We start from the raw sequence: 26,337 nt of genomic DNA on the forward strand, positions 1-26,337 counted from the left end.
TGAGGCCGCGCGCCAGCATCCGGGTTGCGAGTGCCATGGCCCAGGGAACAAGGTGGTCTGCGACGGTCCGGTAGAGCAGCAGTGCGATCATGGTCGTCTCCTGTTGCGACCCAAGATGCGCCGGCCCGAGGCCCAATTCGATTACCTCCGACGTAATGGAAGGGCCGAAATCTGCGTGCTAGGTTTTCGACCATGACCGCACATGCATCCACGGCACAGGCCGAACGCAGCCAGCCGGTCCATATCGGCGACCATCTGCGCGAATGGCGGCAGCGCCGCCGCATGAGCCAGCTCGATCTCGCCGGCGAGGCCGAAATCTCGGCGCGGCATTTGAGCTTCGTCGAGACTGGCCGTGCCGCACCCTCTCGCGACATGGTGCTCAGACTCGCCGAGCGCCTCGACGTGCCCTTGCGCGAACGCAACGTGCTGCTGGTCGCCGCCGGCTATGCCCCGGCCTTTCCGCAGCGCCCGCTGGAGGATCCCGCCTTGAAATCAGCCCGCCAGGCGATCGACCTCGTCCTTAGGGCGCATGAGCCCAATCCGGCGCTGGCTTATGACCGCCACTGGAATCTGGTCTCCGCCAACCGCATGCTGGCGCCGCTGCTCGCCGGCATTCCGCAGCGACTGCTCGGTCAGCCCTTCAACGTGCTGAGGCTTGCCTTCCATCCCGAGGCTCTGGCACCGCGCACGGTCAATCTCGCGGAATGGTGCGGGCATCTCCTGGAGCGGTTGCACCGGCAATGCGAGGCGACCGCCGATCCCGAGCTGATCAAGCTGTACAACGACCTGAAGAGCTATCCGATCCCGGCGCGTGCGGCGCCGCTGTCGAGCGACAATGTCGCGATCCCCTTCAAGCTGCGCCACGACGGGGAGATACTAAGTTTCTTCTCCACCACCATGGTGTTCGGTACGCCGGTCGACATCACGCTATCGGAGCTGGCTCTGGAAACCTTCTTCCCGGCCGACGAGCGCACTGCCGAGCGGCTCCGACAAATGGCAGCAGCCATGAGCTAGCGGCCTTGCCTCGGAATGGGTTCGGCTTATCTTTGGGCACAACCCGCAACGCCCGAAGGAGGCGCTCATGAGCACCCTAAAGCCGCTCCAGATTGACGTCGTCTCCGACGTGGTATGCCCCTGGTGCTATATCGGCAAGCACCGGATCGAGAGCGCGCTGGCGCTGGTGCCCGACGTTCCGGTCAAGCTCAATTTCCGTCCCTTCTTCCTCAATCCCTGGGTGCCGTCCGAGGGCATCAGCCGGGAGGAGTATCTCACCAAGAAGTTCGGCTCGGTCGAGGCCTATAAGGGCATTGCGGGACGCGTCGTTGCGGCCGCGGGCGAAGAGGGGCTCGTCTATCGGCCAGAGCTGGTCGCGCGTCAGCCCAACACCACCGACTGCCACCGCCTGATCCTCTGGGCCGAGGCGATCGGCAAGGCGCCCGAGATGAAGCAGCGCCTGATGGAGCTCTACTTCCGCGACGGCGGCGACCTCACCGATGTGAACGTGCTTGTGCAGGCGGCTGCCGATGTCGGCCTCGATCCCGACGACGTGCGCAAGCGCCTCGCCACCGACGAGGACGTCGCGCGCGTATCGGCGGACGCGCAGGAAGCCGCCGAGAAGGGCATCTCCGGCGTGCCGACCTACGTGTTCGCGCAAAAATACGCCGTCTCCGGTGCGCAGGATCCCAACATGCTCGCGCGCGCCATCCGCGAGGTCTCGGCGGAGATCAACGCCCAGGCGGCTGAGTAGGAGCTATCCTATTTACGAAGCAGGCGAACTGCGCGGCGCGCCGCCGCGTAGGCGATGCCGTGCGCCGCGAGCGCTCCGTGAACGAGCGCGACGATGGGGTCGTTCCGCAGCAACGGTATCAGCACGTCGCCGACGGCGAAACGCCCGCGCCAGATCGGGTTGATCATGGGGTGATCGGCGCTCGCGGTGGAATCCGCGCTGGCAATGGCCGGATCGGCGCAGAGGCGGCGGGTGAGCTCGAGCGTAAGCTGCACGCCCGGCGAATATCTTGCGAAGCGCTCGTCGATGCCGAGCTTGAAGAAGAAGGCGCGGTCCTGATGGCGCAGTACGATGCCGGCGGCCACCGGCATCGCGCCGGCGCGAAGGGTGACGATCTCGCATTGCGCGGTTTCTGCCAGCGCGGGAACGGCGCGGCGGATGAAGGTTGCATCGCCGGCATGCTGGACCAGCGCGGTTCCGCGCTTGCCCTTCCAGCCACTAGCTTCGAGCTGCAAAAATGTCTCGAGCGCCGGCCTGATCTCGTCGGGGCTGCGCGCGACGTCGAACACGGCCGCGCCGTGTTCTTCGAGACGATGGCGTTGGCGGCGTAGCTCCTTGAGCTTTTTGGTGCCGAGCGCGTCGCGAAGCAGCGTCTCACCGTCCTGGGTCGCGTCGAGGCTGGCGCGGATGTAGGAGTTGAGGAGGCGCGGCTTCAGGCCGTCGCGATTCAGAACCTGGTTGAGGGCGGTCATTGCCGCCCCATCGAGCGCGACATCGTTCAGCACGAGCGCATGCGCTCCGGCCGCGCGGGCCTGCTGCAACAGGCGCGCCGCTGCCTCGATCCGGGCATCGCGGTCGATCAGCGGGCTGCACAGCGTACCATAGGGATGCGCGCTCACCAGCGCGGGCAGGGGGATCTTCCATGCCCGCCAGAGCGAGATCACCGGCATCAGCCCGATCAGCCGCGATCCATCGCATGCGGAAAGCGCCGAGGCATCGGTGCGGCCGCGCGCGGTTGCGCTGACAGCGAGCTCCCAGCCCGGCAGGTAATATCCGTTCGGCTCGATCGCGCGCTGCGCGAGTGCGCGCCACTGGCTGGGTTCGATCGCCGTAAGCGGGACACGCGCGCGCGCCGCCGCGGCATGCTTTGCCGATGCCGGATTGATCGCAGCCTGGTGCGCGATATCGACCACGTCCCGTCGTCCCCGTTCAGGAGGCCATGCTTAGCGCAAAGATTGGAAAATACCGTTGGGACGCCGCTTCAATTCGAGTGGTAATATTAACGTCCCGTTGAGCATGCGGCCACGAGCCGCCGCATGGCGATTGCATAGGGTGGCAGAAGGCTGCCGGACGACCTCGGCCTGCATGGTTCGAGACGCCCGCTTGGGCGGGCTCCTCACCATGAGGGTCTGAAATCTCGCCGCAAACCGCGACCTCATCCTGAGGGCCCGCCCCAGGCGGGCGTCTCGAAGGATGGCCGCAAGCAAGCTTTCCGCCGCATCTTTCAGCTGCGATAGGCCTGGCATGCAGCGGGAGACAGCTGGCTATCGGTCACCCGGCACGAAATGGTCGCGCGCGCTTGCTCGTCCGCCGCCGGCAGTGTCGGTGATCCCGATGTCGATGTCGCGCGAGGTCTGCGGCAGCTGCGTCGGGCCGACCTGCACCGACAGCCGGACCTCGCGGGTCTGATCCTGCCCGACCTCGACGACGGGCTTGCCGTCAGCTGCAACCTCGATGCCGGCGACGCGAATTGTCGCGCCCGGCAGGCCGGAGACCTCGAGCGCAAACGACCGCTGCTCGCCCTTGTTGAGGATGCGCAGGGTGTAGTCGTTGCGGACGCCGCCACCGGCGAGCTGAACGAAGAGTGGATTGCGCTCGTGTAGCACGTTGACGTCCATCGTCGCACGCGTGGCGAGCGCGTAGAGCATGATGCCGCCAGCGATGGCAATGGCCGCGGTATAGATCAGGGTGCGCGCGCGGATGATGCGGTAAATCGGCGCCTTGCCCTCGCTCCGGCGCTGCATGTTGATGTCGGTATCGTAGCCGATCAGGCCGGCGGGCCGGCCGATCTCCCGCATCACGTTGTCGCAGGCGTCGATGCACAGGCCGCATTGGATGCAGCCGAGCTGGATGCCGTGCCGGATGTCGACGCCGGTCGGGCAGACATTGATGCACTGGTGGCAGTCGATGCAGTCGCCCGCGATGTCGCCATGGGTGCGGGCGACCTGCGCCTTCTTCACCGACATGCGTGGCTCGCCACGGTCGCGGCGATACGTGACGTTGAGCGCCCATTCGTCGGTCAGCGCCGCCTGGATGCGCGGCCAGGGACACATGTAGATGCACATCTGCTCGCGGGCGTAACCTGCAAAGACGTAGGTCGTTGCGGTCAGGATGCCAATCCAGAGATAGGCGATGAACGGCGCCTGGACGGTGGCGAGCTCCTTCACCAGCGTCGGCGCGTCGGCGAAATAGAGCACCCAGGCGCCGCCGGTCCACCAGGCGATCATGATCCAGAGAAAGTGCTTGGTTGCGACCTTCCGGATGTGACCAAAGGTCCAGTAGCGCTTGTCGCCCAGCATGCGCTCGCGCCGGTCGCCCTCGACCCAGCGTTCCACTGCATAGAACAAATCGGTCCATAACGTCTGTGGGCACATGTAGCCGCACCAGATACGACCGGCCACCGCGTTCATCAGGAACAGCACCATGGCGGCAATGATGAGCAGGCCCGTGAAGTAATAGACCTCCTGCGGCCACAGTTCGATGAAGAAGAAATAGAACCGGCGATGCGGCAAGTCGACCAGGACAGCCTGGTTCGGCAGGCCGGGTCCGCGGTTCCAGCGAATGAAGGGCAGCAGATAATAGGTCCCGAGCGTGACGCAGAGGATCGCCCATTTGATGCGACGGAACGGCCCGTGGACCGATTGCGGGTAGACCTTCTTCCGCTTCTCGTAGAGCGGTCCCTCGATGATGGTGTCGTCGGTCATCCTGCGCTCCTCGCGTCTAGCGCAAGCGAGAGGCCTATCCGGGAGTGCAGAAGAGGCGGTACAGCGTCTCCAGCAACGCGCGGACTTCCTGGCTCGCGATACTGTAGTATATCGTCTGACCATCCCTTCTGGGTTTGACCAGGCTCAATGCGCGCATCTTGCCGAGATGCTGAGATAGTGCGGCCGACGACAGGCCCGCGATGTCGGCGAGTTCGCCGACCGACTTCTCGCCGTCCAGCATGTTGCAGAGGACCAGCAGTCGCTTCGGATTGCCCATGGCCGTGAGGAGGCGGGAAGCCTCCTCGGCCTTCTCCTCAAGCGCGACCAACTCTTGATTGCGGAGCTTGCGTTTCATGGCCGACATATATTAGTATATTCGAAAATACGAAAGAACTAAAGTAAAGGTATCCGCCCGCGCCTGGCGTGCTCGATCCGGAGGTCGCATGGTCTCGACATCATTTACGCCAATCGCCTCCCTTGTTGGCGGTGCGCTGATCGGCTTGTCTGCCGTTCTGCTGATGTGGGCGACGGGGCGGATCGCCGGCGTCAGCGGCATCGCGGCGCGGCTGTTTCCCCCTTACGAGGACCGCCAATTTCCTGGCCGGCTTGCCTTCATCGCAGGCCTCGTCGCCGCGCCCGTGCTCGTGCTGCTCGTCACCGGAAGCCTGCCGGCGCAGACAATCGAGGCGAATCCGGTCGTTTTGATTGTCGGCGGCTTGCTTACGGGCTTCGGTTCGGTCTGGGGCAGTGGCTGCACCTCCGGCCACGGCGTCTGCGGCCTGTCGCGGCTCTCGGCGCGCTCGCTGGTCGCGACCATGACCTTTATGGCGACCGGCATGGCGACGGTCCTCGTGATGCGGCACTGGAACTGATGGCGATGGCTATACCGGTTCAATTCTTGATCGGCGTGATTTTCGGCCTGGGCCTGATCGTCTCGGGCATGGCGAATCCGGCGAAGGTCCTGAACTTCCTCGACGTCGGCGGCATCCCGGCGGGGACGTGGGATGCGAGCCTTGCCTTCGTGATGGCCGGCGCGGTGGCCGTGACTTTCACCGGCTTCAAACGTGTCCTGAAGCTCGCGCGGCCCTACTTCGCCGAACGATTTTATCTTCCGAGGCGCAACGACATCGATCCCAGGATCATCGCAGGCCCCGCGATCTTCGGTGTGGGTTGGGGACTGGCGGGCTTCTGTCCGGGGCCGGCGCTGACCGCTCTCGGATTTGGCTCCGTGTCTGCCGTCATCTTCGTCGTTGCGATGAGTGCCGGCATGGCGCTCGCCCGCTTCGTCGCTCACCTCCCGTCATTGACGCGCTTCGTCACGCCGGCCGATCCGTTCGACACCTAGAGTAAACGCAGAGAGTAAGTCATGGACAAGAATTACCCCGAGATCACCCGCCAAATCTCCGCCAACATGCGCAAGCTGCGCAGCGACATTCCCGACACCATGAAGGGATTTTCCGCGCTTGCACAGGCCGCCACGCGCGACGGCGCGCTGGACAAGAAGACCAAGGAAATGATTGCGCTCGCGCTCGGCGTTGCCGCGCATTGCGATGGCTGCATCGGCTTCCATACCGAAGCCCTGGTCAAGCTCGGTGCAACGCGCGAGGAGGTCGAGGAGACGCTCGGCATGGCCGTCTACATGGGCGGCGGGCCGTCGCTGATGTATGCCGCGGATGCGATCGCGGCCTACGAGCAGTTCCAGCAGCAGACAGTTGCTGCCTGACGTCTGCGACACGAATCGCATGGGCGGGACCGGACGAGTTGTCTCGTTCGGTCCCGCCTGTCATGTCATCATTGATTACCAGCGGTCCCCGCCGACACCGACGCCAACACTGACGCCGGGCGCGCGGATACCGACGCCGCCGCGCGGACCATCGTCCCAGTCGCGATAGGTGCGGCGCTCATAGTAGCGGTCGCGCGGCATGGTCGCATAGGAGTCGCGCACGATCACGCGCGAGCCGCCGCGGGTGCGATAGCAATTGCCGGAATCGTCGCAGACCAGCCGCACTTGCTGGACGAGATCGGGGCTGGTGTATTCGCTGGTCGTATAGACGTCGGCGGCCTTCGCGCCGCTCACCGCTGCCAAGGCTCCGACACCAGCCAGCAATGCAATCGTGAATGTCCTCATCATGTCCTCCTCGAAACTGCCCTCGGCGGTAACAAGAAGGGGAGGCCATGATCGTTCCGGCAAAATTACAGGTTTTTCCCGGAACCGGATCGGATGTCGGCTTGATCTGCTTCCTAGATCGGCTCGTAGCTTTCCGACCCGCAGATGTCGTCCGCTTCGGCGCGGCGGCGATCGACCACCTTTCCGCCCGATATGGTCACGATGTAGGTCTGTGGCCCGAGCGGCGATCCGGTCGCCGAGGTGAGCTGGGCGCGGACGCAAGCTGTCCAGCCCGGTCCCCGCACCTCACGATGGGGTGAGGCGACATGCACCTCACGCGGATAGGCCGTGCTGAGGAAGACGAATTCGATCTGCTCGCGCACGACGCGTTTGACGTCGGGGGCCGCTTCGGGCGGCGGCTGCTCGGCCTCCTTCATGCGCATGAACTCGGGCACCGGTGCGCGGCTGTCGGCAAAGCCGCAGGCCCCGAGCGCGAGCGCGCTGGCCAGCAGCGCGGCGTGAGCAATAATCCGTAACATCCGTGAAGGTCCCCTGCGGGCCAAAATATAGGCACGAATGCGATCCGACGAAGACCCGGCCAATCAAGATTTGCTGAAGCCAGGATTTCTTGAAGCCAAGATTTCCTGGAGCAAGATTCCTGGAGCAAGATTTCCTGGAGCCAGAATTTCCTGAAGCCCTGGACCCCGCGGCATTGGCTATTCCATAATTGCCGGCTAGTTTGTACCCCAGACGAGGGGGATTGCGCCCATGAGGATTTTGGTCATAGCGGCCGCCGTGCTGGCGCTGGCGGTTGCCTCCGCGCAGGCGCAGATGGGCGGCGGCAGGCGTCAGCCTAACGAGGGCGGCCAGAAGGCGGACAACAAGCCCAAGGTCGACGAGAAGGCCTACAAGGCCGCGCTCGAGCGCATTCCCGAATCCAAGGAGAAGTACGACCCTTGGAGCGGGGCGCGTCCGCCTGAACCCGCCAAGAAGCCGAAATAGGTGAGGCGGGCGCTGGCGACCCGCCCCCGGTATTTGGCAGCTCTCATCACGCTCCTCTTGTTTTCGGCGCGGCCAGGCCTCGCCTGGGAGAGCTGGGGTGGCGATCCCGGTGGCTCGCGCTTCTCGCCATTGCGAGAGATCACGCCCGACAATGTCGGCAACCTGGTTCGGGCCTTCGAATTCCAGACGGGCGATCTCGCGGCGCGGCCGCCCGGAGTGATGCGGCGAACCAAATTCCAGGCGACGCCGCTGTTCGTCGAGGACAGCCTGGTCTTCTGCTCGCCTTTCAACGAGGTGATTGCGCTCGATCCCGGCACGGGCGCGCAGAAATGGCGCTACGATCCGAAGATCGCAATCAACCAGCGTCCCGCCAACCGCTACGTCTGCCGCGGCGTCACCTACTGGATCGACGATGAGGCGCCTGCGGATGCCGCATGTCGATCGCGTATCTTCATGGGCACGAACGATGTTCGCCTGATCGCGCTCGATGCGAAGACGGGTATCCCCTGTGGCGGATTCGGGGAGGGCGGTGAGGTCAGGCCCGATATCGGCATGAAGCTGGAATGGCCCGGCGAATTCCAGATCACCTCGCCGCCGGCGGTCGGCCGCGGCGTCGTCGTGGTCGGCTCCGCGATCGGCGACAACCGCCGCGTCGACGCGCCGAGCGGTGTGGTGCGCGCGTTCGATGCGCGTAGCGGTCAGCCGCGCTGGACGTTCGAGCCGCTCAAGCGCGACGGCATCGAAGCCGGTCACGCCAATGTCTGGGCGCCGATGTCGGTCGACGCGGCGCGCGGACTGGTATTCCTGCCGACGTCCTCGCCGTCGCCGGATTTTTGGGGCGGCAAGCGGCCGGGCAACAACGAGCATGCCAATTCGGTGGTCGCGCTGCGCATTGAGACCGGCGAACTCGTATGGGCATTCCAGACCGTGCATCACGACGTCTGGGATTACGATCTTCCGGCGCAACCGACGCTCACGCGCATCGACACCGGCGAAGGTCAGCGCGATGTCGTGATCCAGCCGACCAAGCAGGGCTTTGTCTTTGTGCTCGATCGCGATACCGGCAAGCCGGTGTGGCCGGTCGAGGAGCGCAGCGTTCCGCAGGGGGCCGCGGAAGGTGAACGGCTGTCGCCCACGCAGCCATTCCCGACGCATGTGCCACCGCTGATGTCGCAAAAAATCTCGACTGAGGATGCGCTCTCGCTCGTTCCTGGCCTGCGCCGCTCAGCTTGCGAGACGCAGTTTGCGGAGGCACGCAACGAGGGCCTGTACACGCCACCCTCAACGCAAGGCACGCTGGAGTTTCCCTTCACCGGCGGCGGCGTCAACTGGGGCAGCGCAGCCTTCGATCCCGTCAACCAGGTCCTCTATGCCAACACCAGCCGGGCCGTTCATCTCATCAAGCTGATTCCGCGGGCGGAGGCGGCCGGATTCGATCCTCCGCCCGGTCATGATTTCGGCCAGCAGAATGGTGCGCCGTTTGCGATGTCGCGTGCGGTGGCAATGTCGCCGCTCGGGTTTCTTTGCAACAAGCCGCCCTGGGGCGAGATGGTCGCGGTCGATCTGAAGGCGGGCAAGATCCTCTGGCGTTCGACGGTCGGCACCACCGAGGATCTCGCCCCGCTCGGCGTGCCGCTGCCGTGGGGTGCGCCGCTCGTCAACGGGCTCGCTGTCACGGCAGGCGGGCTCGTCTTCACCGGAGCGATGGACGCCTATTTGCGCGCCTTCGACGCGCGCAGCGGCAGTGAGCTGTGGCAGGGTCGGCTGCCCGTGCCAGGCGTCGCCAATCCGATGACCTATTTCTGGAAGGGAGAGCAGTATGTCGCGATCGGCGCCGGCGGCCACTCCGAGGCAGGCACCTCGATCGGCGACAGCGTCGTTGCGTTTCGCCTGGCACTGCCCGGCGAGGGGCCGTCGTTATGGTCGCGTACCATCGATCGTCCCGGTGGGCGATTTTTTGCGGCATCATCGGCGATCGCGCTCGCGATTATCGCGCTCGTGGTTGCAGGCCTGCGCTGGCGGCGCCGAGGTCGTATCGCGCGAACATGACGCAGCATCGCGCGCGATGCGAACGATCATTCACATCATATGCACTACTGCACGAAAGCGAGGCCGATGCGCCTCTCGCTGCGCCAATTACGTTGAACTAAATTCAATCCTGGCGCTACTTGCACAGCGCTTCAGATTTCGTTTACGACGTCGAACCGGAAGTCACTCCGCCGATTTTCCCCCAAGCCGTTCCTTTGTGGCGCTACGCGCCGATGGAGATATTGATGAAGACCACGTTTTCGCTTCTGTTCGCCGCAGCGCTCTCGCTGTCGTCCATGCCCGCCCACGCCACCAAGCTCGATCTCGCGACCATGAGCTGCAAGCAGTTCTTGGAGAGCGGCGACGACACCATCAAGATGGTGCTGACCTGGATGGACGGCTGGTACAAGGGCGACGAAGAGAACGCGATCATCGACACCGACGTGTTCGTCGAGAACGCCAAGCAGTTCGGCAGCTATTGCGGAAAAAATCCGAACGTCAGCATCGTCACGGCGGCTGACGAAGTGCTCGGCAAGTAACGTCTCCCGCGTGACGGCGCGAAGCGCGATCGCGCTTCCTGTCTCGACATGACGCCATCGAGAGCCGCGGTGCGCTTTGCGCTCACGCGGCTTTCCTCTTTTCGGCTGATACTCACCCCGGCAGCATCGCGAACGCGCTCGACACCATCGCCACCGGCTTGTTGTCGGTGGCCGAGAGCAGCGTGACCCGGCCAAAGCTCATGCTGCGTCCGAGCCGCACCACGCGGGCGTCGGCCAGCACGTCCGACGAGGAGACCGCGCGCATGAAATGCGTGGTCTGGTCGACCGTCGTCATCGGTCGATAGCCGCGGTTGGCGGCGAGGTTCGCGATCACCATCGCGGTGTCGGCGAGCGCCATCAGCGCTTGGCCGCAGACCACGCCGCCGTTGCGGCACAGGCGCTCCGAGAACGGCATGCGCAGGAGCGCTGCCGGCTGCCAGTCCGGCACGTCCGGCGGCGGCAGGTGCTCGATGCGCTCGACCGACAGGTTGAGATCCTGGACCCAGGGCGCAAAGACCTCGCCGAGGATGCGTCGGGCCTCAGTGATGCCGAACTCGGCTTCTGGCTGCGATGGCATTGCTGTCGTTCCCTCCGTATTGTCGGATGTTCGGCAATCCGAGCAGACCGGCGCGGCAAAGTCACCCGGCCTGCCGCGGGTCCCGGTCGGCTTGAAAATGCCTGACTTCGCCCGGTATGATGCCACGGAGTGGGTATGGGGTGGGTGATGTTGCGTCGGTATGTCCTCGTGTTTTGTCTGGCCGGGCTCGGCCTGTTGCTGAACGGGTGCACCAAGTGCGGCCCGATCTGGGACGACTGGCTCCACGCGCCGAAATCGTGCAAATCGGACCGGCTCTAGCGGGCCGAGCGGCCCCTGCGGTTGTGACAGGGGCGACAAGGCGCGGGCGACCCGCGCCGCATGGATGATCAAGGAGCCAATGATGAAGCTTTTCCGTATGGCCGCGGTGCTGGCTGTTCTGGCGGGACCGACCGTGCTGGCGGGACCGGTCTATGCGCAAATGCCCAATCTCAATTTGCTGCAGGAGGGGCCTGGCAAGACCCCCGAGGAGAAGGCCGCGGAAGCCGAGCGCGACAAGGCCTACAAGGAAACGCTGAAGAAGATTCCGGATTCCAAGGCTTCCAACGATCCCTGGGGCGGCATGCGCTCCGATCCGCCGAAGCAGGCGGCGGCGCCAAAGGCGTCGGCCGCGACCGGTGCGCCGAAGAAGAAGTCCGGCACGTCTGCCAATTGACCATCTGCCCGATCGGAGGCGGTTGATGCCTCCGGCCGGGACTCCTCTTCGGTCGGCCTGCTTCCTACATTGCGCGAGAGCGTATTGCCTAAAGGAGGCGGAACATGGCCGATCGTCCGCGGGATCTCGCCGAGCGGATGGCGCGCCGGCGCACGATGGGCGGCAAGCCCGGCGCGACGGCCGGCGACGGCTATCTGCGCGAGACCTTCACGCTGCCGCGCGCGGCGGCGCGGGAGAGGGCGCAGGCCTTCTTCGCCCGCTATCCCAAGGCCGGCTATATGAGCGCGGTCGAGACTTGGCGCGAGCTGCCCGGCGGCGACATCGAATTCACCATGCGACGGCTGCCCAGCGCGGATTAGGGCCGGCCCCTATTCGAAGGTCTCGGATGTGATGCGGATCCGGAACACGGGCTCCTTGGCCTCGTCCAGCAGCTCCATGTTCCATTCGGAATTTTCCTGGAGCTTGCGGGCGATGCCGGCGGCCATGTCGGCGCAGACGCTGGTCATCTCCTTCCAGGCCAAATCGCGATCGGCAAATTCCGACGCCTGGTCGGCGCAGCCGGAATAGCGGCCGTTCCGGATGCGAAAGAAGTAGAGCGGCATGGTTCGTACCGATCGCGCCTGATGGCTCCGTCCCCACGGCCAAATTCGCGGGCAGTCCAATCCCAAACCATCGGCAGATCAATTCCGGGCGGCTACGGAATAGCCCCATGGACGCGGCTGCGCCCCTGCAAGCCATGCTGCCGACGATCTCGGTCCGGCCGCTCAGGTCGCGTTGCGCCCGATCGCCTTCAGCTCCCGATCGATGCGCAGCTGCACCCGCCGGATCGCCAACAGATCGATCTTGGTCTCGGTCCTGCCGGTCTTGATCTGCTCGCCGATCCGGAACTGCCACTGCCAGATGCCGGGAAGTGCCGTCTTGGCGACGGTGAACTCGATGCCCCTGTGATTCATGGCCTTCTCCCACGATTCACTCCCAACCCTGAGAACATGCCGGGCGGCATAATATTCCAGGGAAAGCCAAATCTGTCGGTAAGCCCCGGATAGCGCATGGCTATCCCGCAAACGCACGCGCTGCCGCCCAGCGGCGGCGCGAGGCCTCTCCGTGGTTCTCCGGCCAAGAACAGAGTTCCTGGGATGGGTCAGGGCGCCTTCCCGAACGCGGCGGCATGTGCCTTGCTTGGCCCGATGACGGTCAGCAACATGGGCGCGTCATGCCGGGCATTCCCCGCCGCTATTCTCATTTCGTGTTCGGAATCATCCAGTCCGGACTGACCTCGCTGATCGCCGCGGGCATCGCCAGCCTTCCCGCAGGGAACGCGCTGGACTTCCTGGCGCACTGGCTGGTGTCGTGGCTGATCGCATGGGCGGCGATGCTGCCGATCGTGCTGCTCGCAGCGCCGGCGATCCGCGCCTTCTCGCTGCGCCTGACGCAGGAGGAGGGCGGCTCGCAAACCGGCCGGCCGGCATGAAAATCAGCATGAAAAAACCCCGCTTGGAAGAGCCAAGCGGGGAGAAGGTTATTGGAGGCTGAGGTGCTGGGCTGCAACACCATAGCTAGGCGACTCTAGCCGGCTCAGCTTACGACAGCCTGACAAGGCCCGGCGATGACAGCGAAAGCCGGAGCTCGGGGGCCGCAGACTGGCCCCGCACCGGTCCCAATTTCGACATCCGTTCGCACAACTCAGGACACAACCGCAGGCGAGATTTCGCAGCGACGGTGCTGCCATGGGGGAAACGTGGCGCACCGGCAACGGGGTGGCATCATGGACAACGTAGAGCGGTCATTCGCCGCCGCGACGGCGGCTGGCTTCGTAGTGCTGGTGATCGGCATCGGATTGCTGGTTCTGCTGTAGGCGGGGTTGGGTGCCGGGAGACGGCTCCGGGGTGGAAAGGCCCATGCGCGCCTTTCAAAAACGCGAAAACAACCCCATGCACAGTAGCCCGCCCACAAATTCCGTCGTGCCATCAATGGCTTACTGGTAGTATTTAGATACCATATGGGCACGGACTCGCCTCCATGGCCGTCCGAATCCCGATTCCCGTGCCGATTCCCTGAGATCAAAGGGCGCTGCTCCGGGATCGTCGCCAGCGCGTTGCCGCTGGCAAACACCGACGCCTGCCGAGTCGGCAAGCGGGTCTCGGTCAGCTCCTAAGCGCTCGTCCTCGCGGCCTAATGAACCTTGATCGCGTCCAGCGGCAAATGGAGCTCGGCGGCACGCTCTTCGCGATCCTTCTTGCGGAACTCATTCTCCTTGCGCTCGAACTTGATCATCTCCTCCCGCGCCGCCTCCAGCAGCGGATTGCGCCGGTTCGTATCGTGATGCGTGTTATTCGTCATGACTGAGGTCCCCAGAGTTGCGGTCCCGTCCAAGAGTCCGATGCAAGACTCCCATGCAAGAGTCCCATCCCAGAGAAGGCCGCAGACCGCGAAAAGGTTCGGTGCCGCAGGATTACGGAATTCTGACGGCGCGCAGGGCATCCGTCTTTGATGCGCGTCAGGCCAGCACCAAAATCCGCAAAAGAACATATTGCGAACCTAGAACAAATAGAGTACATTGATTTTATCGCCGCGCCGCCCCGCCAGCCGTTTGTCCCTCTAGCGAATCCTCGCCATAAGGAGCACGACCCAATGTCCACCACTGCCCTGCGTATCGTCGAAGGATCTTCCATGGACAAGAGTAAAGCTCTGGCCGCCGCGCTCTCCCAGATCGAGCGGCAGTTCGGCAAGGGCTCGGTGATGAAGCTCGGCAAGAACGACCGCTCGATGGATGTCGAGGCGGTCTCTTCGGGCTCGTTGGGGCTCGATATCGCGCTCGGGATCGGGGGCCTGCCGAAGGGGCGCGTCGTGGAGATCTACGGGCCGGAATCCTCGGGCAAGACCACGCTGGCGCTGCACACGGTGGCGGAAGGGCAGAAGAAGGGCGGCATCTGCGCCTTCATCGACGCCGAGCACGCGCTCGACCCGGTCTATGCGCGCAAGCTGGGTGTCAATATCGACGAGCTCCTGATCTCGCAGCCGGACACCGGCGAGCAGGCGCTGGAAATCTGCGACACGCTGGTGCGCTCCGGCGCGGTCGACGTGCTGGTGATCGATTCGGTCGCGGCCCTGGTGCCGAAGGCCGAGCTCGAGGGCGAGATGGGCGATGCTCTGCCGGGTCTGCAGGCTCGTCTGATGAGCCAGGCGCTGCGCAAGCTGACGGCGTCCATCAACAAGTCCAATACCATGGTGATCTTCATCAACCAGATCCGCATGAAGATCGGTGTGATGTACGGCTCGCCGGAAACCACCACCGGCGGCAACGCCCTGAAATTCTATGCCTCGGTTCGCCTCGACATCCGCCGCATCGGCGCGATCAAGGAGCGCGACGAAGTGGTCGGCAACACCACCCGCGTCAAGGTCGTCAAGAACAAGCTGGCGCCGCCGTTCAAGCAGGTCGAGTTCGACATCATGTACGGCGAGGGCGTTTCCAAGATGGGCGAGATCCTCGATCTCGGCGTCAAGGCCGGCATCGTCGAGAAATCCGGCGCATGGTTCTCCTATGACAGCCAGCGTCTTGGCCAGGGTCGCGAGAATTCGAAGGCGTTTCTGAAGGCCAACCCCGACATCACCGCCAAGATCGAGACCTCGATCCGCCAGAACTCCGGCCTGATCGCCGAACAGATTCTCGCCGGCAGCCCCGAGCGTGACGCCGACGGCGAGGAGCCGGGCGACGAGTAAGCTTCAACAGTAAAGTTTTTCGCGAGGAGCGGGCGCTGAGGACGTTGAGTTGCCGACGTCTTCGGCGCCTGTTTCGTTTGGGTTTGGTCGTGCTCGGGGGGCGCGATGAAGCGTCTGATCTTGACCAGTTCGTCCGGAAGCGAGCTCGCACGATCGGGGTTGGCGGAGCTTGTCATCTCATCCTCGTTTCACTTTGAGTGGGGACCTCTGCCCTCGCCCGAGAAGCTCGTAGCCTATTTCGCGGCGCGTTCGGCGAATCTCGGGCCCGGTGATCATTGGTCTGATTGGGCCATCCGGTGGCCCAAGAGCATCAAGGACCGCAAAGACTTGTCCCTTGCGGACTTCTGCGAGCAATATGACGTGGTTGAACTTTGGTTCGATCCAGCTCCCCGGGATCAATTGCAGCTCGTCTGCCTGCTGGACCACCTCAGCTCCTGCTCCTCGCTGGTGCCAAAGCTTAGACTTCGACTCGTCTCATCCGAGCTGACGACAGCACACGGTGAGGATCTCGCTGCATCCGAGCCGCACATTCATGTCGTGCCTATTAGGGCCCAGGAATTCGAGACTGCCCGGTTGGCGTGGTCGGCCTACCGCGCGATGACCCCTGAGGCGTGCGTCGATCTCCTTCACCAGGATCTCAGTGCATTGCTGATGCTGCGCCCGGCCTTGCTCGATCTCTTGGCAGAACTCCCGTCGCCTTCGACCGGACTCGGTGCGACCGAGATGCGGTTCTTGGAGATGCTTGCCAGAGGGTTTGCGAACACGGGTTCGTTGTTTCACCTGCGCTCGCATCGGCGCACGTTCGTGTTTGGAGAGACTGAGTTGGGTCGGTTGCTCGACGGGCTCGCGCTCGGCCCCAGGCCCGCAGTGGCCGGATTGGACGACGAACTGCGGACAATCGATCGCGAGAATCACAGGGATCGCCACGCCGCATATGTACGCAGCCGACTGTCACTGACGGAGTTCGGGGAGGCTGTCCTGGCCCACCAGGAGGATTTCAGTCGCCACAATCCGATCGACCGCTGGTGGGGCGGCACGCATCTGACCAATGATCGGCTGTGGCGTTACGGCCATGTTTGACGAAACCTTGAGGCTGCGAGCATGACACGGCTCGTTATCACGACTGACTCGTCCATCGCCGGCGCCATTCAACGGGCGGGCTTTGCCGACCTCGTGATTGCGATCGAGCGCCGAATGGTCTGGGGACCGTGGGCCTTAGATAAATAAAATCGTCTGCCGTAGGCTGTAGGATGGGTAGAGCGAAGCGAAACCCATCGCACTTTCCATCCTTAGAACGGAATGCAGTGATGGGTTTCGCTGCGCTCTACCCATCCTACGCAGCGTCTTACTCCGCCGCCTCCGCGTAATCGCTCACCGGCGGGCACGAGCACACCAGATTGCGGTCGCCATAGACATTGTCGACGCGCCCGACCGGGGACCAGTATTTGTCGTTGCGCGAGGTGCCCGCGGGGAAGCAGCCTTCGGCGCGGGTGTAGGCGCGCTTCCAATCGTCGTCAGCGATGTCGTGCACGGTGTGCGGGGCGTGACGGAGCGGCGAGGCCTCGATCTTGAAGCGGCCGCCTTCGACCTCGGCGATTTCCTTGCGGATCGCGATCATGGCATCGCAGAAGCGATCGAGCTCCGCCTTGGATTCCGATTCGGTCGGCTCGATCATCAGCGTGCCCGGCACCGGGAAGCTCATGGTCGGCGCGTGGAAGCCGTAGTCGATCAGGCGCTTTGCGATGTCGTCGACGGTGACGCCTGAGGTCGTCTTCAGCGCGCGGGGATCGACGATGCACTCATGCGCGACGCGGCCCTTTTCGTTCCTGTAGAGAACCGGGAAGTGCGCATCGAGCCTTGCTGCGACGTAGTTGGCGTTGAGGATCGCGATCTCGGTGGCGCGCTTGAGGCCTTCGCCGCCCATCATCAGGATGTAGATGTAGGAGATGGTCAGGATCGAGGCTGAGCCGAACGGCGCTGCCGAGACTGGGCCGACCGGCGCATCCCCGTTCGCCGCTGGATGCCCCGGCAGGAACGGGGCGAGGTGCGCCTTGACGCCGATCGGGCCCATGCCCGGGCCGCCGCCGCCATGCGGGATGCAGAAGGTCTTGTGCAGGTTGAGATGGCTGACATCGGCGCCGTAATCGCCGGGCCTGCTCAGGCCGACCTGCGCGTTGAGGTTGGCGCCGTCGAGATAAACCTGCCCGCCATGGCCATGCACGATGTCGCAGATCTCGCGGATATGTTCCTCGAACACGCCATGGGTCGAGGGATAGGTGATCATGACGGCGGCGAGGTCGTTCGAATGCTTCTCGGCCTTGGCGCGGAGATCGTTGACGTCGACGTCGCCGTTCTTCTCGCATGCGACCACCACCACGTCCATGCCGACCATCGCGGCCGAGGCCGGGTTGGTGCCGTGGGCGGAGGAGGGGATCAGGCAGATCTTGCGATGCGTCTCGCCACGCGCCGCGTGATAGCCGCGGATGGCCAAAAGCCCGGCATATTCGCCTTGCGCGCCCGAATTCGGCTGCAGCGAGATCGCGTCATAGCCGGTGATGTCGCACAGCCACTTCTCCAGGCGCGCGAACAGCGCGTGGTAGCCCTTGGCCTGCTCGCGCGGGGCGAAGGGATGCAACGAGCCGAACTCGGGCCAAGTCAGCGGCATCATCTCGGTGGTCGCGTTCAGCTTCATGGTGCACGAGCCGAGCGGGATCATCGCGCGGTCGAGCGCGAGGTCGCGATCGCTGAGCTTGCGCATGTAGCGCAGCATCTCGGTCTCCGAGCGATGCGCATGGAAGACGGGGTGGGTGAGGAAGGAGGTCGCGCGCTTGAGCGCCTCCGGCAGCGCCTCACGCGTGGTCGCGTCGATCTCGGCGTAGGCAAGCTGGCCGCCGAAGGCGCGCCAGACCGCTTCCACCGTCGCGGGCGTGGTGGTCTCGTCCAGCGCGATGCGCAAGCTGTCGTCGCCGACACCGAGATTGATTTTCTCGGCCGCCGCGCGCGCGACGATCTCGGCACGCTTCGCGCCTGTAACCACGCTGAGCGTGTCGAAGAAGCTGTCGGACTGCAGCGCAAAGCCGAGCTTGCGCAGGCCCGCGGCGAGCACCGCCGTGCGGCGATGCACATTGCGCGCGATCTGCGTCAGGCCTTCGGGGCCGTGATAGACCGCATACATCGAGGCGATCACGGCGAGCAGCACCTGCGCGGTGCAGATGTTGGAGGTCGCCTTCTCGCGGCGGATGTGCTGCTCACGGGTCTGCAGTGCGAGGCGATAGGCAGGCATCCCGCGCGAGTCCACGGAGAGGCCGACGATGCGGCCGGGCAGCGAACGCTTCAGCGCATCGCGCACCGCCATATAGGCCGCGTGCGGCCCGCCATACCCCATCGGCACGCCAAAACGTTGCGCCGAGCCGATGGCGATGTCGGCGCCGAGCTCGCCGGGCGAGGCGAGCACTGTCAGCGCCAGCAGATCGGCAGCGATGATCGCAAGCGCGCCCTTGGCCTTCAGGCTGGCGATCGCGGGCCTGAGGTCGCGCACAGCGCCTGACGAGCCCGGGTATTGCAGCAGCGCGCCAAGCACGTCCGTCTTGTCGAGATCGGTGAGGGGATCACCGACGACCAGGGTCCAGCCCAGCGGCTCCGCGCGGGTGCGCATCACGGCGAGTGTCTGCGGATGCACGTCCTTGTCGACGAAAAAGGCCTTTGCTTCGACCCGCGAGTGCCGCTCCGCGAGCGCCATCGCTTCGGCGGCCGCGGTGGCTTCGTCGAGCAGCGAGGCGTTCGCGACGTCGAGCCCGGTGAGGTCGCAGATCATGGTCTGGAAGTTGAGCAGCGCCTCGAGCCGGCCCTGGCTGATCTCGGGCTGGTAGGGCGTGTACGCCGTGTACCAGGCCGGGTTCTCCAAGATGTTGCGCTGGATCACCGCAGGCAAGATCGTGCCGGAATAGCCCTGGCCAATCAACGAAGTGAAGACCTGGTTCTGGGCGGCGAGTTCGGCCATATGCGCGATCGCCTCGGTCTCGCTGAGCGGCTTGCCGAGATCGAGTGGGGCGGCCTGCCGGATCGAAGCGGGAAGCGTCTGCGCCATCAGCGCATCGACGCTGTTCGCGCCGACGGCCTCGAGCATCGCGGTGACGTCGCGCGTGGAGGGGCCGATGTGGCGGCGAACGAAGCTGCTGGTGTCGCCGTTGGATTTGCGGTGTGCGGTCATCATGGGTCCTCGCTTCAGATGTTCTTGTCGCCGTCATGCCCCGCCTAGTGCGCACTTGCGCACGGGGGCGGGGCATCCAGTAAACGCAGCCGCTTCGGCTAGGGCCGATGGGCCGCGGCGTACTGGATCGTCCGCCTTCGCGGACGATGACACCGAATATGAGGTCAGAGTTCGCATCATCTCACGCCGTGTGGGCCTTGTACGCCGCTTCGTCCATCAGACCGCCGAGCTCGCTCTTGTCGGCCATCTTGATCTTGAAGAACCACGCCTTGCCCTGCGCGTCCGAGTTTACCAGCGCCGGCTCGCTCGCGAGCTCGGGGTTGGTCTCGAGCACCTCACCGCTAACAGGCGCGTAGACGTCCGATGCGGCCTTGACGGACTCCACGACGGCGGCGGGTTCGGCCTTCTTCAGCGTGCGGCCGAGCTTGGGCAATTCGATGAACACGACGTCGCCGAGCTGCGATTGCGCGTAGTCGGTGATGCCGACGGTGGCGACATCGCCGTCGATCGCGAGCCATTCGTGGTCGGTGGTGTACAGCGTCGTGGTCATTTTCTCAGTCCTCAGCGTTTGTAGGTGTTTTTCACGAAGGGCATGGCGGCGATTTGCACGGCCAGGCGTTGGCCGCGCACCTCGGCGAAGAGTTTTGTGTCGAGCGCGCTCAGGCTCGTGGGCACATAGCCCATCGCGACCGGCGCATTCAGGCTCGGGCCGAAGCCGCCCGAGGTGACCTTTCCGATCGGCTCGCTGGAGGTTGCGTCCGCAAACAGCAGCGCGCCCTCGCGCACCGGCGCGCGGCCCTCGGTGCGCAGGCCGACACGGCGGCGGGATGCGCCGTGATCGAAATGAGCGAGAATCTTTTCCGCGCCGGGGAAGCCGCCGGCACGCGCGCCGCCGGTGCGGCGACTCTTCTGCACCGACCATTCCAGTGCGGCCTCGACCGGCGTGGTCGCGGTATCGATGTCGTGGCCGTAAAGACAAAGCCCGCCTTCGAGCCGCAGGCTGTCACGGGCGCCGAGCCCGATCGGCATGACGTCCGGATTGTCCAGCAGGGCCCTGGCGAGCCGCTCGGCGCCGCCGGCAGGAACCGAAATCTCGAATCCGTCTTCGCCGGTATAGCCGGAGCGCGAGACGAAGCAGTCGAGGCCGGCGACCTTGTGCGGGCCCGAATCCATGAACTTCATGGCGGGCGCCTCTGCACATAATTTCGCCAGCACGGATTCCGCCTTCGGCCCTTGCAGCGCGATCAGCGCGCGGTCGGCCAGCGAATCGATGACGCAGGCGTCGGACAGATTCGCGCGCAGATGCGCCTCGTCCTCGGCCTTGCAGGCGGCGTTGACGACCAGGAACAGGTGATCGCCGAAATTGGCGACCATCAGATCGTCCAGAATCCCGCCCTCGGCATTGGTGAACTGGGCGTAGCGCTGCCGGCCCGGCGCGATCGCCAAAATATCCTGCGGCACCAGCCGTTCCAGCGCGCGGGCGGCGTCCTCGACCTTGCCCGATCTCGGCCTGAGTGCGATCTGGCCCATGTGAGAGACGTCGAACAGGCCGGCTGCGTTGCGGGTATGAAGGTGCTCTTTCAGGACTCCGGCCGGATATTGCACCGGCATGTCATAGCCCGCGAACGGCACCATCTTGCCGCCGAGCGAGACATGCAGGTCGTAAAGAGGGGTGCGTTTCAGGGAGTCTTTGTCGTCACGCGCAAGCATCGGGGGGCCCTCGGCGGTTCCCCGGGAACGATTTCCCGTGGACACCAGTCGAAGCCCCATCTGTCGCTGTGCCTGAGAGTATTATCCCGTCGGCGGACGCCATCCGGGTTAAGCCGGTCGGCGCCTCTTTCCAGATGCTGTCAAAGCCACGCGGTCCTTTTGCCTGAGAGTTTCCGGGGCGGTTGCTCCTTCGGCGCCGGCACCAGGTGCCGGTCTCTCCCGACGTGGCCGTACGATACAGATAGGTAAAGACCACAGGCCGGCCAAGCCTGTCAACGCGGCATCGGCGGCTTTCCAACGGGATTGCGCATCTGCGGCAACGCCTTGATCTGTCTGCACAGTTTCTGGACAGCGAAGCTGGCCTTGTCTAAAAGCGCTTTGACCCGCAGATATCAGCCTAAACTCGCGGTTTGGATGGCTGGAAGGCGGGTACAAGCACACCCGATTGGATGAACATGAGCGGCGTCAACGAGATCAGGTCGACCTTTCTGAACTTCTTTGCCGAGAACGGCCACGAGATCGTGTCGTCCTCGCCATTGGTGCCGCGCAACGATCCGACGTTGATGTTCACCAATGCCGGCATGGTGCAGTTCAAGAACGTCTTCACCGGCGTCGAGAAGCGGCCCTATCAGCGCGCCACCACCTCGCAGAAATGCGTGCGCGCCGGCGGCAAGCACAACGACCTCGACAATGTCGGCTACACCGCGCGCCATCTCACCTTCTTCGAGATGCTCGGCAACTTCTCGTTCGGCGACTATTTCAAGGAGCGCGCGATCGAGCTGGCCTGGAAGCTGATCACCAAGGAATACGGGCTCAAGAAGGACAAGCTGCTCGTCACGGTCTATCACACCGACGACGAGGCGGCCGGACTGTGGAAGAAGATCGCCGGCTTCTCCGAGGATCGCATTATCCGCATCCCGACCTCGGACAATTTCTGGGCGATGGGCGACACCGGCCCGTGCGGCCCGTGCTCGGAGATCTTCATCGATCGCGGCGAGCACATCTGGGGCGGGCCTCCGGGCTCGCCGGAGGAGGACGGCGATCGCTTCCTCGAATTCTGGAATCTGGTGTTCATGCAGTACGAGCAGGTGACGAAGGAGGAGCGCGTGCCGCTGCCGCGTCCCTCGATCGACACCGGCATGGGGCTGGAGCGCATGGCCTGCATCATGCAGGGCGTCGACAGCGTGTTCGAGACCGACCTGTTCCGTCATTTGATCGACGCGACCGCGTCGGCTCTCGGAAGCGGACCGGACAAGAAGACCGTGGCCTCGTTCCGCGTCATCGCCGACCATCTGCGTTCGTCGGCCTTCCTGGTCGCCGACGGCGTGCTGCCCTCGAACGAGGGCCGCGGCTATGTGCTGCGCCGGATCATGCGCCGCGCGATGCGCCATGCGCAGCTGCTCGGTGCGCAAGAACCGCTGATGCATCGCCTGGTCTGGGCGCTGGTGCGCGAGATGGGCCAGGCCTATCCCGATCTGATGCGCGCGGAAAATTTGATCGAGGAAACGCTGCGGCTGGAAGAGACCCGCTTCCGCAAGACGCTGACGCGCGGCCTCGCCATTCTCGACGAGAAGAGCGCTTCCTTAAAGAAGGGCGACATGTTCGACGGCGACGTCGCCTTCACGCTGTACGACACCTATGGCTTCCCGCTCGATTTGACGCAGGACGCGCTGAAGTCGCGCGGCATCAGCGTCGACCAGGCCTCCTTCACCGACGCGATGGAGCGTCAGAAGGCCAAGGCGCGCGAATCCTGGAAGGGGTCTGGCGAAGCGGCTTCCGAGGCGATCTGGTTCCCGCTGCGTGAGAAGCTCGGCGCAACCGAATTCCTGGGTTACGAGACCGAGAGCGCCGAAGGCGTGGTGACCGCGCTGGTCAAGGACGGCAAGGAAGCCACGAGTCTCAAGGCCGGCGACACCGGCGCGATCGTGCTGAACCAGACGCCGTTCTACGCGGAGTCGGGCGGCCAGGTCGGCGACACCGGCGTATTGACGGGCGAGGGCGGCATCAAATTCCGCGTCACCGATACGCAGAAGAAGCTCGGCGATTTCTTCGTTCACGTCGGCACGGTCGAGAGCGGCGAGCTGAAGCTCGGCACCCCCCTGCAGCTCGAAGTGGATCACGGCAGGCGCTTTTCGATCCGCGCGCATCACTCGGCCACGCATCTCATCCACGAGGCGCTGCGCCAGGTGCTCGGCGATCACATCGCCCAGCGCGGCTCGATGGTCGCGCCGGATCGGCTGCGTTTCGACTTCGTGCATCCGAAGCCGATCACGGCGGAAGAGCTCGCGCGCGTCGAGGACATCGCCAACGAGGTGGTGCTGGAGAATGACGAAGTCTCGACCCGCGTCATGGGCGTGGACGAGGCCCGCGAGGCCGGCGCACGCGCGCTGTTCGGCGAGAAATATGGCGACGAGGTTCGCGTCGTCTCGATGGGCCGGACCGCGCGCGAGCGCGGCACCAACGCGCTCGGCTGGTCGGTCGAACTGTGCGGCGGCACGCATGTCAAGCGCACCGGCGATATCGGCCTGATCACGCTGACCGGCGAGAGCGCGGTTGCCTCCGGCGTGCGCCGCATCGAGGCGCTGACCGGCAACTACGCGCGCAAGCACGCCAACGAGACCATGGCGCTGGCGAAGACGGCGGCCAACGAACTGCGCACCTCGATCGACGACGTCCCGGCGCGCATCAGTGCCCTGATGGAGGAGCGCAAGAAGCTCGAGCGCGAACTCTCCGACGCCCGCAAGAAACTCGCGATGGGCGGCGGTGCGGCTGCGAACAACGGCGCGGTCTCCGGTGTGCGCGAGGTCGGCGACGTCAAGCTGATGGCGCGCGCGGTCGAGGGCATCGAGATGAAGGATCTCAAGAGCCTTGCCGACGACGGCAAGAAGCAGATCGGCTCCGGCGTCGTCGCCATCGTCGGCGTCACCGAGGACGGCAAGGCCGGCGTCGTGGTCGGCGTCACCGCTGACCTCACCTCGCGCTTCAATGCGGTCAATCTGGTGAAGGTCGCCTCCGAGGCGCTCGGCGGCAAGGGCGGCGGCGGGCGGCCCGACATGGCGCAGGCCGGCGGCCCCGATGGTGCGAATGCGGCCGCGGCGCTCACGGCGATCGAAAAAGCCATGACTGAACAAAAATCGGCCGGCGCGTAAGCAGGTGCGCCCCGTTCCGCGAGGACGTGGCTCCACCGATCCCAATCTGAGGGATCGCCTCTACGAATTGCTGGAGCACGATCCGCTGGCCTACTCGGTCGGATCGCGCTTCATCCAGCTGGTCATCGGCGTCATCGTGCTCGACGTCGCTGCGATGATTCTTGCCTCGGTGCCGGAGCTGGACGCGCAGTTCGGCGCGCTGTTCGCGGTCATCTCCATCCTCTCCGTGATCGTGTTCGCGCTGGAATATGCCGCGCGCCTGTGGACGGTGGCGGGCCATACTCAGCGCACGGCGTCCGCGCTGTCCGACCGGCTCAGCTATGTCTTCTCCGCACTCGGCATCATCGACCTGCTCGCGTTCCTGCCGGCTGCGATCGTGCTCGCCACCGGCCGGCATGCGACGCTGGCAGCCCTCGGCGTGCTGCCGTTCTTCAAGCTGGTGCGGTACTCGCCGGCGATGCGTTCGCTGCTCGCGGCCGTGCACGCCGAGCGGCGGGCGCTGATCGGCTGCATCGTCATCCTGATCGGCGCGGTTCTGACGTTTGCCTCGCTGCTCTACGCCATCGAGCGCGACGTGCAGCCCGACAAGCTCGGCACCATTCCGCAGGCAATGTGGTGGGCGATCGTGACGCTCGGCACCGTCGGCTATGGCGACGTCGTGCCGGTAACGGCGCTCGGCAAGTTCATCTCCGTCTTCACCATCATCAGCGGATTTGCCATGATCGCGCTGCCGGTCGCGATCATCTCGACGGCCTTTGCGGAAGAGGTGAAGCGGCGCGACTTCGTGGTCACCTGGGGCATGCTGGCGCGGGTGCCGCTGTTCTCGCATCTCAGCGCATCCGAAATTGCCGACATCATGCGGCTGCTGCGGGCGCGCACCATCGAGCAGGGCGAGATATTGGTGCGGCGGGGCGATGCGGCTTCGTCGATGTACTTCATCACCGCCGGCGAGGTCGAGATCGCGCTGCCGAACCAGCAGGTGCGGCTCGCGGATGGCACCTTCTTCGGCGAGATCGCGCTGCTGCACAAGACAAAACGCAGCGGCACGGTGACGGCGACACGCAAGACCCGGCTGCTGGTGCTCGACGCCCAGGACTTTCACGCCCTGATCGAACGCATGCCGACGCTCGCCGCGCACGTCCACAACACGGCGAAGGCGCGGCTGGAGGGCAGCGGCGACCTTGCCGTGGCGGAGCTGGCGCAGGCGGAGCGCGAAGGCACCGACCGCTGAGGGCTCAACCCTTCTTCAGGAAGACGTAGTCGGCCGAGTAGGGCACACTTTGAAAGTTGCCGGCTTTTTCGCAAGGGCCGTCGTCCAACCAGCCGCCGTGCGTATGAATACGCTGGACCGTCGTGACATCGCCGAGGATGCCGCTGCTGCGGCGGGAGGTCACCTCCAATTTGAGCCACGGGATGTCCGTGGTCTTGCCCGACGCGTTGCCGATCGCCAGTCTGCCGGTCATCTTGCCCACCACGGCGCTGCCGTCGGCGTGCTCCCAGTTCGGCCCGGCATAGTGCCGGCCAACCGTCTTGCCCTCGGACAGCAGCGTCGCGATCGGCTCGCGGAAGGCCCAGGCGAGCTTGCCGTCGGTGCCGGCCTTGCACTCGTAGACCTGCGCGCCCTCGGCGTGGACGCTGAGCACGACTGTCTCGCCGGGCGCGGCGATAGCGTCGGGGAGCGGGTCGGCGGCGAATGCGGGCGTGCTGGTCAGCACGAGAACTGCAAACGCAAGACTCTTGAGTGTCGTCATGGTGCTTCCTCAGGCAAAAGTCTCGTCATTGCGAGGAGCTCTTGCGACGAAGCAATCCAGTATCTCTCCGCAGAGACAGTCTGGATTGAGCCTCCCCTAAATCGGTGGACACCTATAGCTTAGACAGCAAGAGGTGTCAGATGACGAAACGGCAGCGACGT

Annotated in this window: 28 protein-coding genes and 1 riboswitch; of the genes, 15 read left to right on the top strand and 13 right to left on the bottom strand. The window is 64.8% G+C overall.

Features of this window, described 5'->3' with window-relative positions; all coding sequences use genetic code 11:
• Nucleotides 1-192 precede the first annotated feature (192 nt).
• Together AC0L3A_RS35495 and AC0L3A_RS35500 are read left to right on the top strand one after the other, a co-directional pair.
• Complete coding sequence (locus tag AC0L3A_RS35495) at nt 193-1,014, top strand: helix-turn-helix domain-containing protein (RefSeq protein ID WP_219685023.1); 822 nt, start codon at nt 193-195, stop codon at nt 1,012-1,014.
• A 67-nt stretch (nt 1,015-1,081) separates the two neighbouring features.
• Nucleotides 1,082-1,747, top strand: a complete 666-nt coding sequence (locus AC0L3A_RS35500) for a DsbA family oxidoreductase (RefSeq protein ID WP_354128052.1) — start codon at nt 1,082-1,084, stop codon at nt 1,745-1,747.
• 8 nt (nt 1,748-1,755) lie between these two features.
• On the opposite strand, the gene AC0L3A_RS35505 is transcribed toward AC0L3A_RS35500, so the two are convergent.
• The 3 genes from AC0L3A_RS35505 to AC0L3A_RS35515 all read right to left on the bottom strand — a co-directional run bounded on the left by AC0L3A_RS35505 (nt 1,756) and on the right by AC0L3A_RS35515 (nt 5,065).
• Nucleotides 1,756-2,919 carry a GNAT family N-acetyltransferase gene (locus AC0L3A_RS35505; RefSeq protein ID WP_354128053.1) on the bottom strand — a complete coding sequence of 388 codons (1,164 nt, stop codon included), beginning with the start codon at nt 2,917-2,919 and terminating at the stop codon, nt 1,756-1,758.
• 351 nt (nt 2,920-3,270) lie between these two features.
• Nucleotides 3,271-4,710, bottom strand: a complete 1,440-nt coding sequence (ccoG, locus tag AC0L3A_RS35510) for a cytochrome c oxidase accessory protein CcoG (protein WP_473256114.1) — start codon at nt 4,708-4,710, stop codon at nt 3,271-3,273.
• A 34-nt stretch (nt 4,711-4,744) separates the two neighbouring features.
• Nucleotides 4,745-5,065: an ArsR/SmtB family transcription factor gene (locus AC0L3A_RS35515; protein ID WP_007602193.1), complete on the bottom strand. Its 321-nt coding sequence runs from the start codon at nt 5,063-5,065 to the stop codon at nt 4,745-4,747.
• A gap of 88 nt (nt 5,066-5,153) precedes the next feature.
• On the opposite strand from AC0L3A_RS35515, the gene AC0L3A_RS35520 reads away from it, so the two are divergent.
• Genes AC0L3A_RS35520 through AC0L3A_RS35530 form a run of 3 tightly spaced genes read left to right on the top strand, consistent with a single transcriptional unit; the run spans nt 5,154 to nt 6,433 of the window.
• Nucleotides 5,154-5,582 carry a YeeE/YedE family protein gene (locus AC0L3A_RS35520; RefSeq protein WP_007602194.1) on the top strand — a complete coding sequence of 143 codons (429 nt, stop codon included), beginning with the start codon at nt 5,154-5,156 and terminating at the stop codon, nt 5,580-5,582.
• Between the two features lie 5 nt (nt 5,583-5,587).
• The gene (locus AC0L3A_RS35525; protein ID WP_354128056.1) at nt 5,588-6,055 is read left to right on the top strand and encodes a YeeE/YedE family protein; all 468 of its coding nucleotides are present in this window, start codon (nt 5,588-5,590) and stop codon (nt 6,053-6,055) included.
• Between the two features lie 21 nt (nt 6,056-6,076).
• Complete coding sequence (locus tag AC0L3A_RS35530) at nt 6,077-6,433, top strand: carboxymuconolactone decarboxylase family protein (RefSeq protein WP_007602197.1); 357 nt, start codon at nt 6,077-6,079, stop codon at nt 6,431-6,433.
• A gap of 75 nt (nt 6,434-6,508) precedes the next feature.
• On the opposite strand, the gene AC0L3A_RS35535 is transcribed toward AC0L3A_RS35530, so the two are convergent.
• Both AC0L3A_RS35535 and AC0L3A_RS35540 read right to left on the bottom strand, forming a co-directional pair.
• Nucleotides 6,509-6,841 (bottom strand): hypothetical protein, encoded by a 333-nt coding sequence (locus tag AC0L3A_RS35535; RefSeq protein ID WP_035994586.1) that lies wholly within the window; start codon nt 6,839-6,841, stop codon nt 6,509-6,511.
• A gap of 110 nt (nt 6,842-6,951) precedes the next feature.
• Complete coding sequence (locus AC0L3A_RS35540) at nt 6,952-7,356, bottom strand: hypothetical protein (protein ID WP_007602199.1); 405 nt, start codon at nt 7,354-7,356, stop codon at nt 6,952-6,954.
• Between the two features lie 229 nt (nt 7,357-7,585).
• Here AC0L3A_RS35540 and AC0L3A_RS35545 point away from each other — a divergent pair, with 229 nt between their 5' ends.
• The 3 genes from AC0L3A_RS35545 (at nt 7,586) to AC0L3A_RS35555 (ending at nt 10,386) form a co-directional block, all read left to right on the top strand.
• Nucleotides 7,586-7,819 carry a hypothetical protein gene (locus AC0L3A_RS35545; RefSeq protein WP_007602200.1) on the top strand — a complete coding sequence of 78 codons (234 nt, stop codon included), beginning with the start codon at nt 7,586-7,588 and terminating at the stop codon, nt 7,817-7,819.
• 33 nt (nt 7,820-7,852) lie between these two features.
• A complete protein-coding gene (locus tag AC0L3A_RS35550) occupies nt 7,853-9,868 on the top strand; it encodes a pyrroloquinoline quinone-dependent dehydrogenase (protein ID WP_354128058.1) in 2,016 nt (671 codons plus the stop codon).
• A gap of 224 nt (nt 9,869-10,092) precedes the next feature.
• A complete protein-coding gene (locus tag AC0L3A_RS35555; protein ID WP_007602202.1) occupies nt 10,093-10,386 on the top strand; it encodes an HdeA/HdeB family chaperone in 294 nt (97 codons plus the stop codon).
• 112 nt (nt 10,387-10,498) lie between these two features.
• On the opposite strand, the gene AC0L3A_RS35560 is transcribed toward AC0L3A_RS35555, so the two are convergent.
• Nucleotides 10,499-10,963 (bottom strand): PaaI family thioesterase, encoded by a 465-nt coding sequence (locus tag AC0L3A_RS35560; protein WP_007602203.1) that lies wholly within the window; start codon nt 10,961-10,963, stop codon nt 10,499-10,501.
• A gap of 361 nt (nt 10,964-11,324) precedes the next feature.
• Here AC0L3A_RS35560 and AC0L3A_RS35565 point away from each other — a divergent pair, with 361 nt between their 5' ends.
• A complete protein-coding gene (locus AC0L3A_RS35565; RefSeq protein ID WP_007602205.1) occupies nt 11,325-11,636 on the top strand; it encodes a hypothetical protein in 312 nt (103 codons plus the stop codon).
• A gap of 104 nt (nt 11,637-11,740) precedes the next feature.
• A complete protein-coding gene (locus AC0L3A_RS35570; RefSeq protein ID WP_219685014.1) occupies nt 11,741-11,995 on the top strand; it encodes a hypothetical protein in 255 nt (84 codons plus the stop codon).
• 9 nt (nt 11,996-12,004) lie between these two features.
• On the opposite strand, the gene AC0L3A_RS35575 is transcribed toward AC0L3A_RS35570, so the two are convergent.
• Together AC0L3A_RS35575 and AC0L3A_RS35580 are read right to left on the bottom strand one after the other, a co-directional pair.
• Nucleotides 12,005-12,238, bottom strand: a complete 234-nt coding sequence (locus AC0L3A_RS35575; RefSeq protein ID WP_018456379.1) for a DUF6894 family protein — start codon at nt 12,236-12,238, stop codon at nt 12,005-12,007.
• A gap of 162 nt (nt 12,239-12,400) precedes the next feature.
• Nucleotides 12,401-12,589, bottom strand: a complete 189-nt coding sequence (locus tag AC0L3A_RS35580; protein WP_007602208.1) for a hypothetical protein — start codon at nt 12,587-12,589, stop codon at nt 12,401-12,403.
• A gap of 260 nt (nt 12,590-12,849) precedes the next feature.
• Between AC0L3A_RS35580 and AC0L3A_RS35585 the strand changes: the two genes are divergently transcribed.
• The gene (locus AC0L3A_RS35585; protein ID WP_007602209.1) at nt 12,850-13,107 is read left to right on the top strand and encodes a DUF2798 domain-containing protein; all 258 of its coding nucleotides are present in this window, start codon (nt 12,850-12,852) and stop codon (nt 13,105-13,107) included.
• A gap of 701 nt (nt 13,108-13,808) precedes the next feature.
• Here the strand turns inward: AC0L3A_RS35585 and AC0L3A_RS35590 are convergent.
• Nucleotides 13,809-13,976, bottom strand: a complete 168-nt coding sequence (locus AC0L3A_RS35590) for a hypothetical protein (protein WP_354128059.1) — start codon at nt 13,974-13,976, stop codon at nt 13,809-13,811.
• Nucleotides 13,977-14,267: 291 nt separating this feature from the next.
• Between AC0L3A_RS35590 and recA the strand changes: the two genes are divergently transcribed.
• Both recA and AC0L3A_RS35600 read left to right on the top strand, forming a co-directional pair.
• Nucleotides 14,268-15,356, top strand: a complete 1,089-nt coding sequence (recA, locus tag AC0L3A_RS35595) for a recombinase RecA (RefSeq protein ID WP_007602214.1) — start codon at nt 14,268-14,270, stop codon at nt 15,354-15,356.
• A gap of 105 nt (nt 15,357-15,461) precedes the next feature.
• The gene (locus tag AC0L3A_RS35600; RefSeq protein ID WP_354128060.1) at nt 15,462-16,436 is read left to right on the top strand and encodes a hypothetical protein; all 975 of its coding nucleotides are present in this window, start codon (nt 15,462-15,464) and stop codon (nt 16,434-16,436) included.
• 265 nt (nt 16,437-16,701) lie between these two features.
• Here the strand turns inward: AC0L3A_RS35600 and gcvP are convergent, their stop codons facing one another.
• The 3 genes from gcvP to gcvT form a co-directional block, all read right to left on the bottom strand.
• Nucleotides 16,702-19,566, bottom strand: coding sequence for an aminomethyl-transferring glycine dehydrogenase (gene gcvP, locus AC0L3A_RS35605; protein ID WP_007602217.1), 2,865 nt, complete (start codon nt 19,564-19,566; stop codon nt 16,702-16,704).
• 181 nt (nt 19,567-19,747) lie between these two features.
• A complete protein-coding gene (gcvH, locus tag AC0L3A_RS35610) occupies nt 19,748-20,116 on the bottom strand; it encodes a glycine cleavage system protein GcvH (RefSeq protein WP_007602218.1) in 369 nt (122 codons plus the stop codon).
• 11 nt (nt 20,117-20,127) lie between these two features.
• A complete protein-coding gene (gcvT, locus tag AC0L3A_RS35615; protein ID WP_007602219.1) occupies nt 20,128-21,276 on the bottom strand; it encodes a glycine cleavage system aminomethyltransferase GcvT in 1,149 nt (382 codons plus the stop codon).
• 142 nt (nt 21,277-21,418) lie between these two features.
• Nucleotides 21,419-21,508: riboswitch (glycine riboswitch) on the bottom strand.
• 223 nt (nt 21,509-21,731) lie between these two features.
• Between gcvT and alaS the strand changes: the two genes are divergently transcribed.
• Together alaS and AC0L3A_RS35625 are read left to right on the top strand one after the other, a co-directional pair.
• Nucleotides 21,732-24,425, top strand: coding sequence for an alanine--tRNA ligase (gene alaS / locus AC0L3A_RS35620; RefSeq protein WP_354128062.1), 2,694 nt, complete (start codon nt 21,732-21,734; stop codon nt 24,423-24,425).
• A gap of 4 nt (nt 24,426-24,429) precedes the next feature.
• Nucleotides 24,430-25,656 (top strand): cyclic nucleotide-gated ion channel, encoded by a 1,227-nt coding sequence (locus AC0L3A_RS35625; RefSeq protein ID WP_354128063.1) that lies wholly within the window; start codon nt 24,430-24,432, stop codon nt 25,654-25,656.
• Between the two features lie 4 nt (nt 25,657-25,660).
• Here AC0L3A_RS35625 and AC0L3A_RS35630 read toward each other — a convergent pair whose 3' ends face one another.
• Nucleotides 25,661-26,176, bottom strand: coding sequence for a DUF3455 domain-containing protein (locus AC0L3A_RS35630; RefSeq protein WP_473256115.1), 516 nt, complete (start codon nt 26,174-26,176; stop codon nt 25,661-25,663).
• Between the last annotated feature and the right edge of the window lie 161 nt (nt 26,177-26,337).

The organism is Bradyrhizobium sp. MI1.3, from assembly GCF_055811695.1.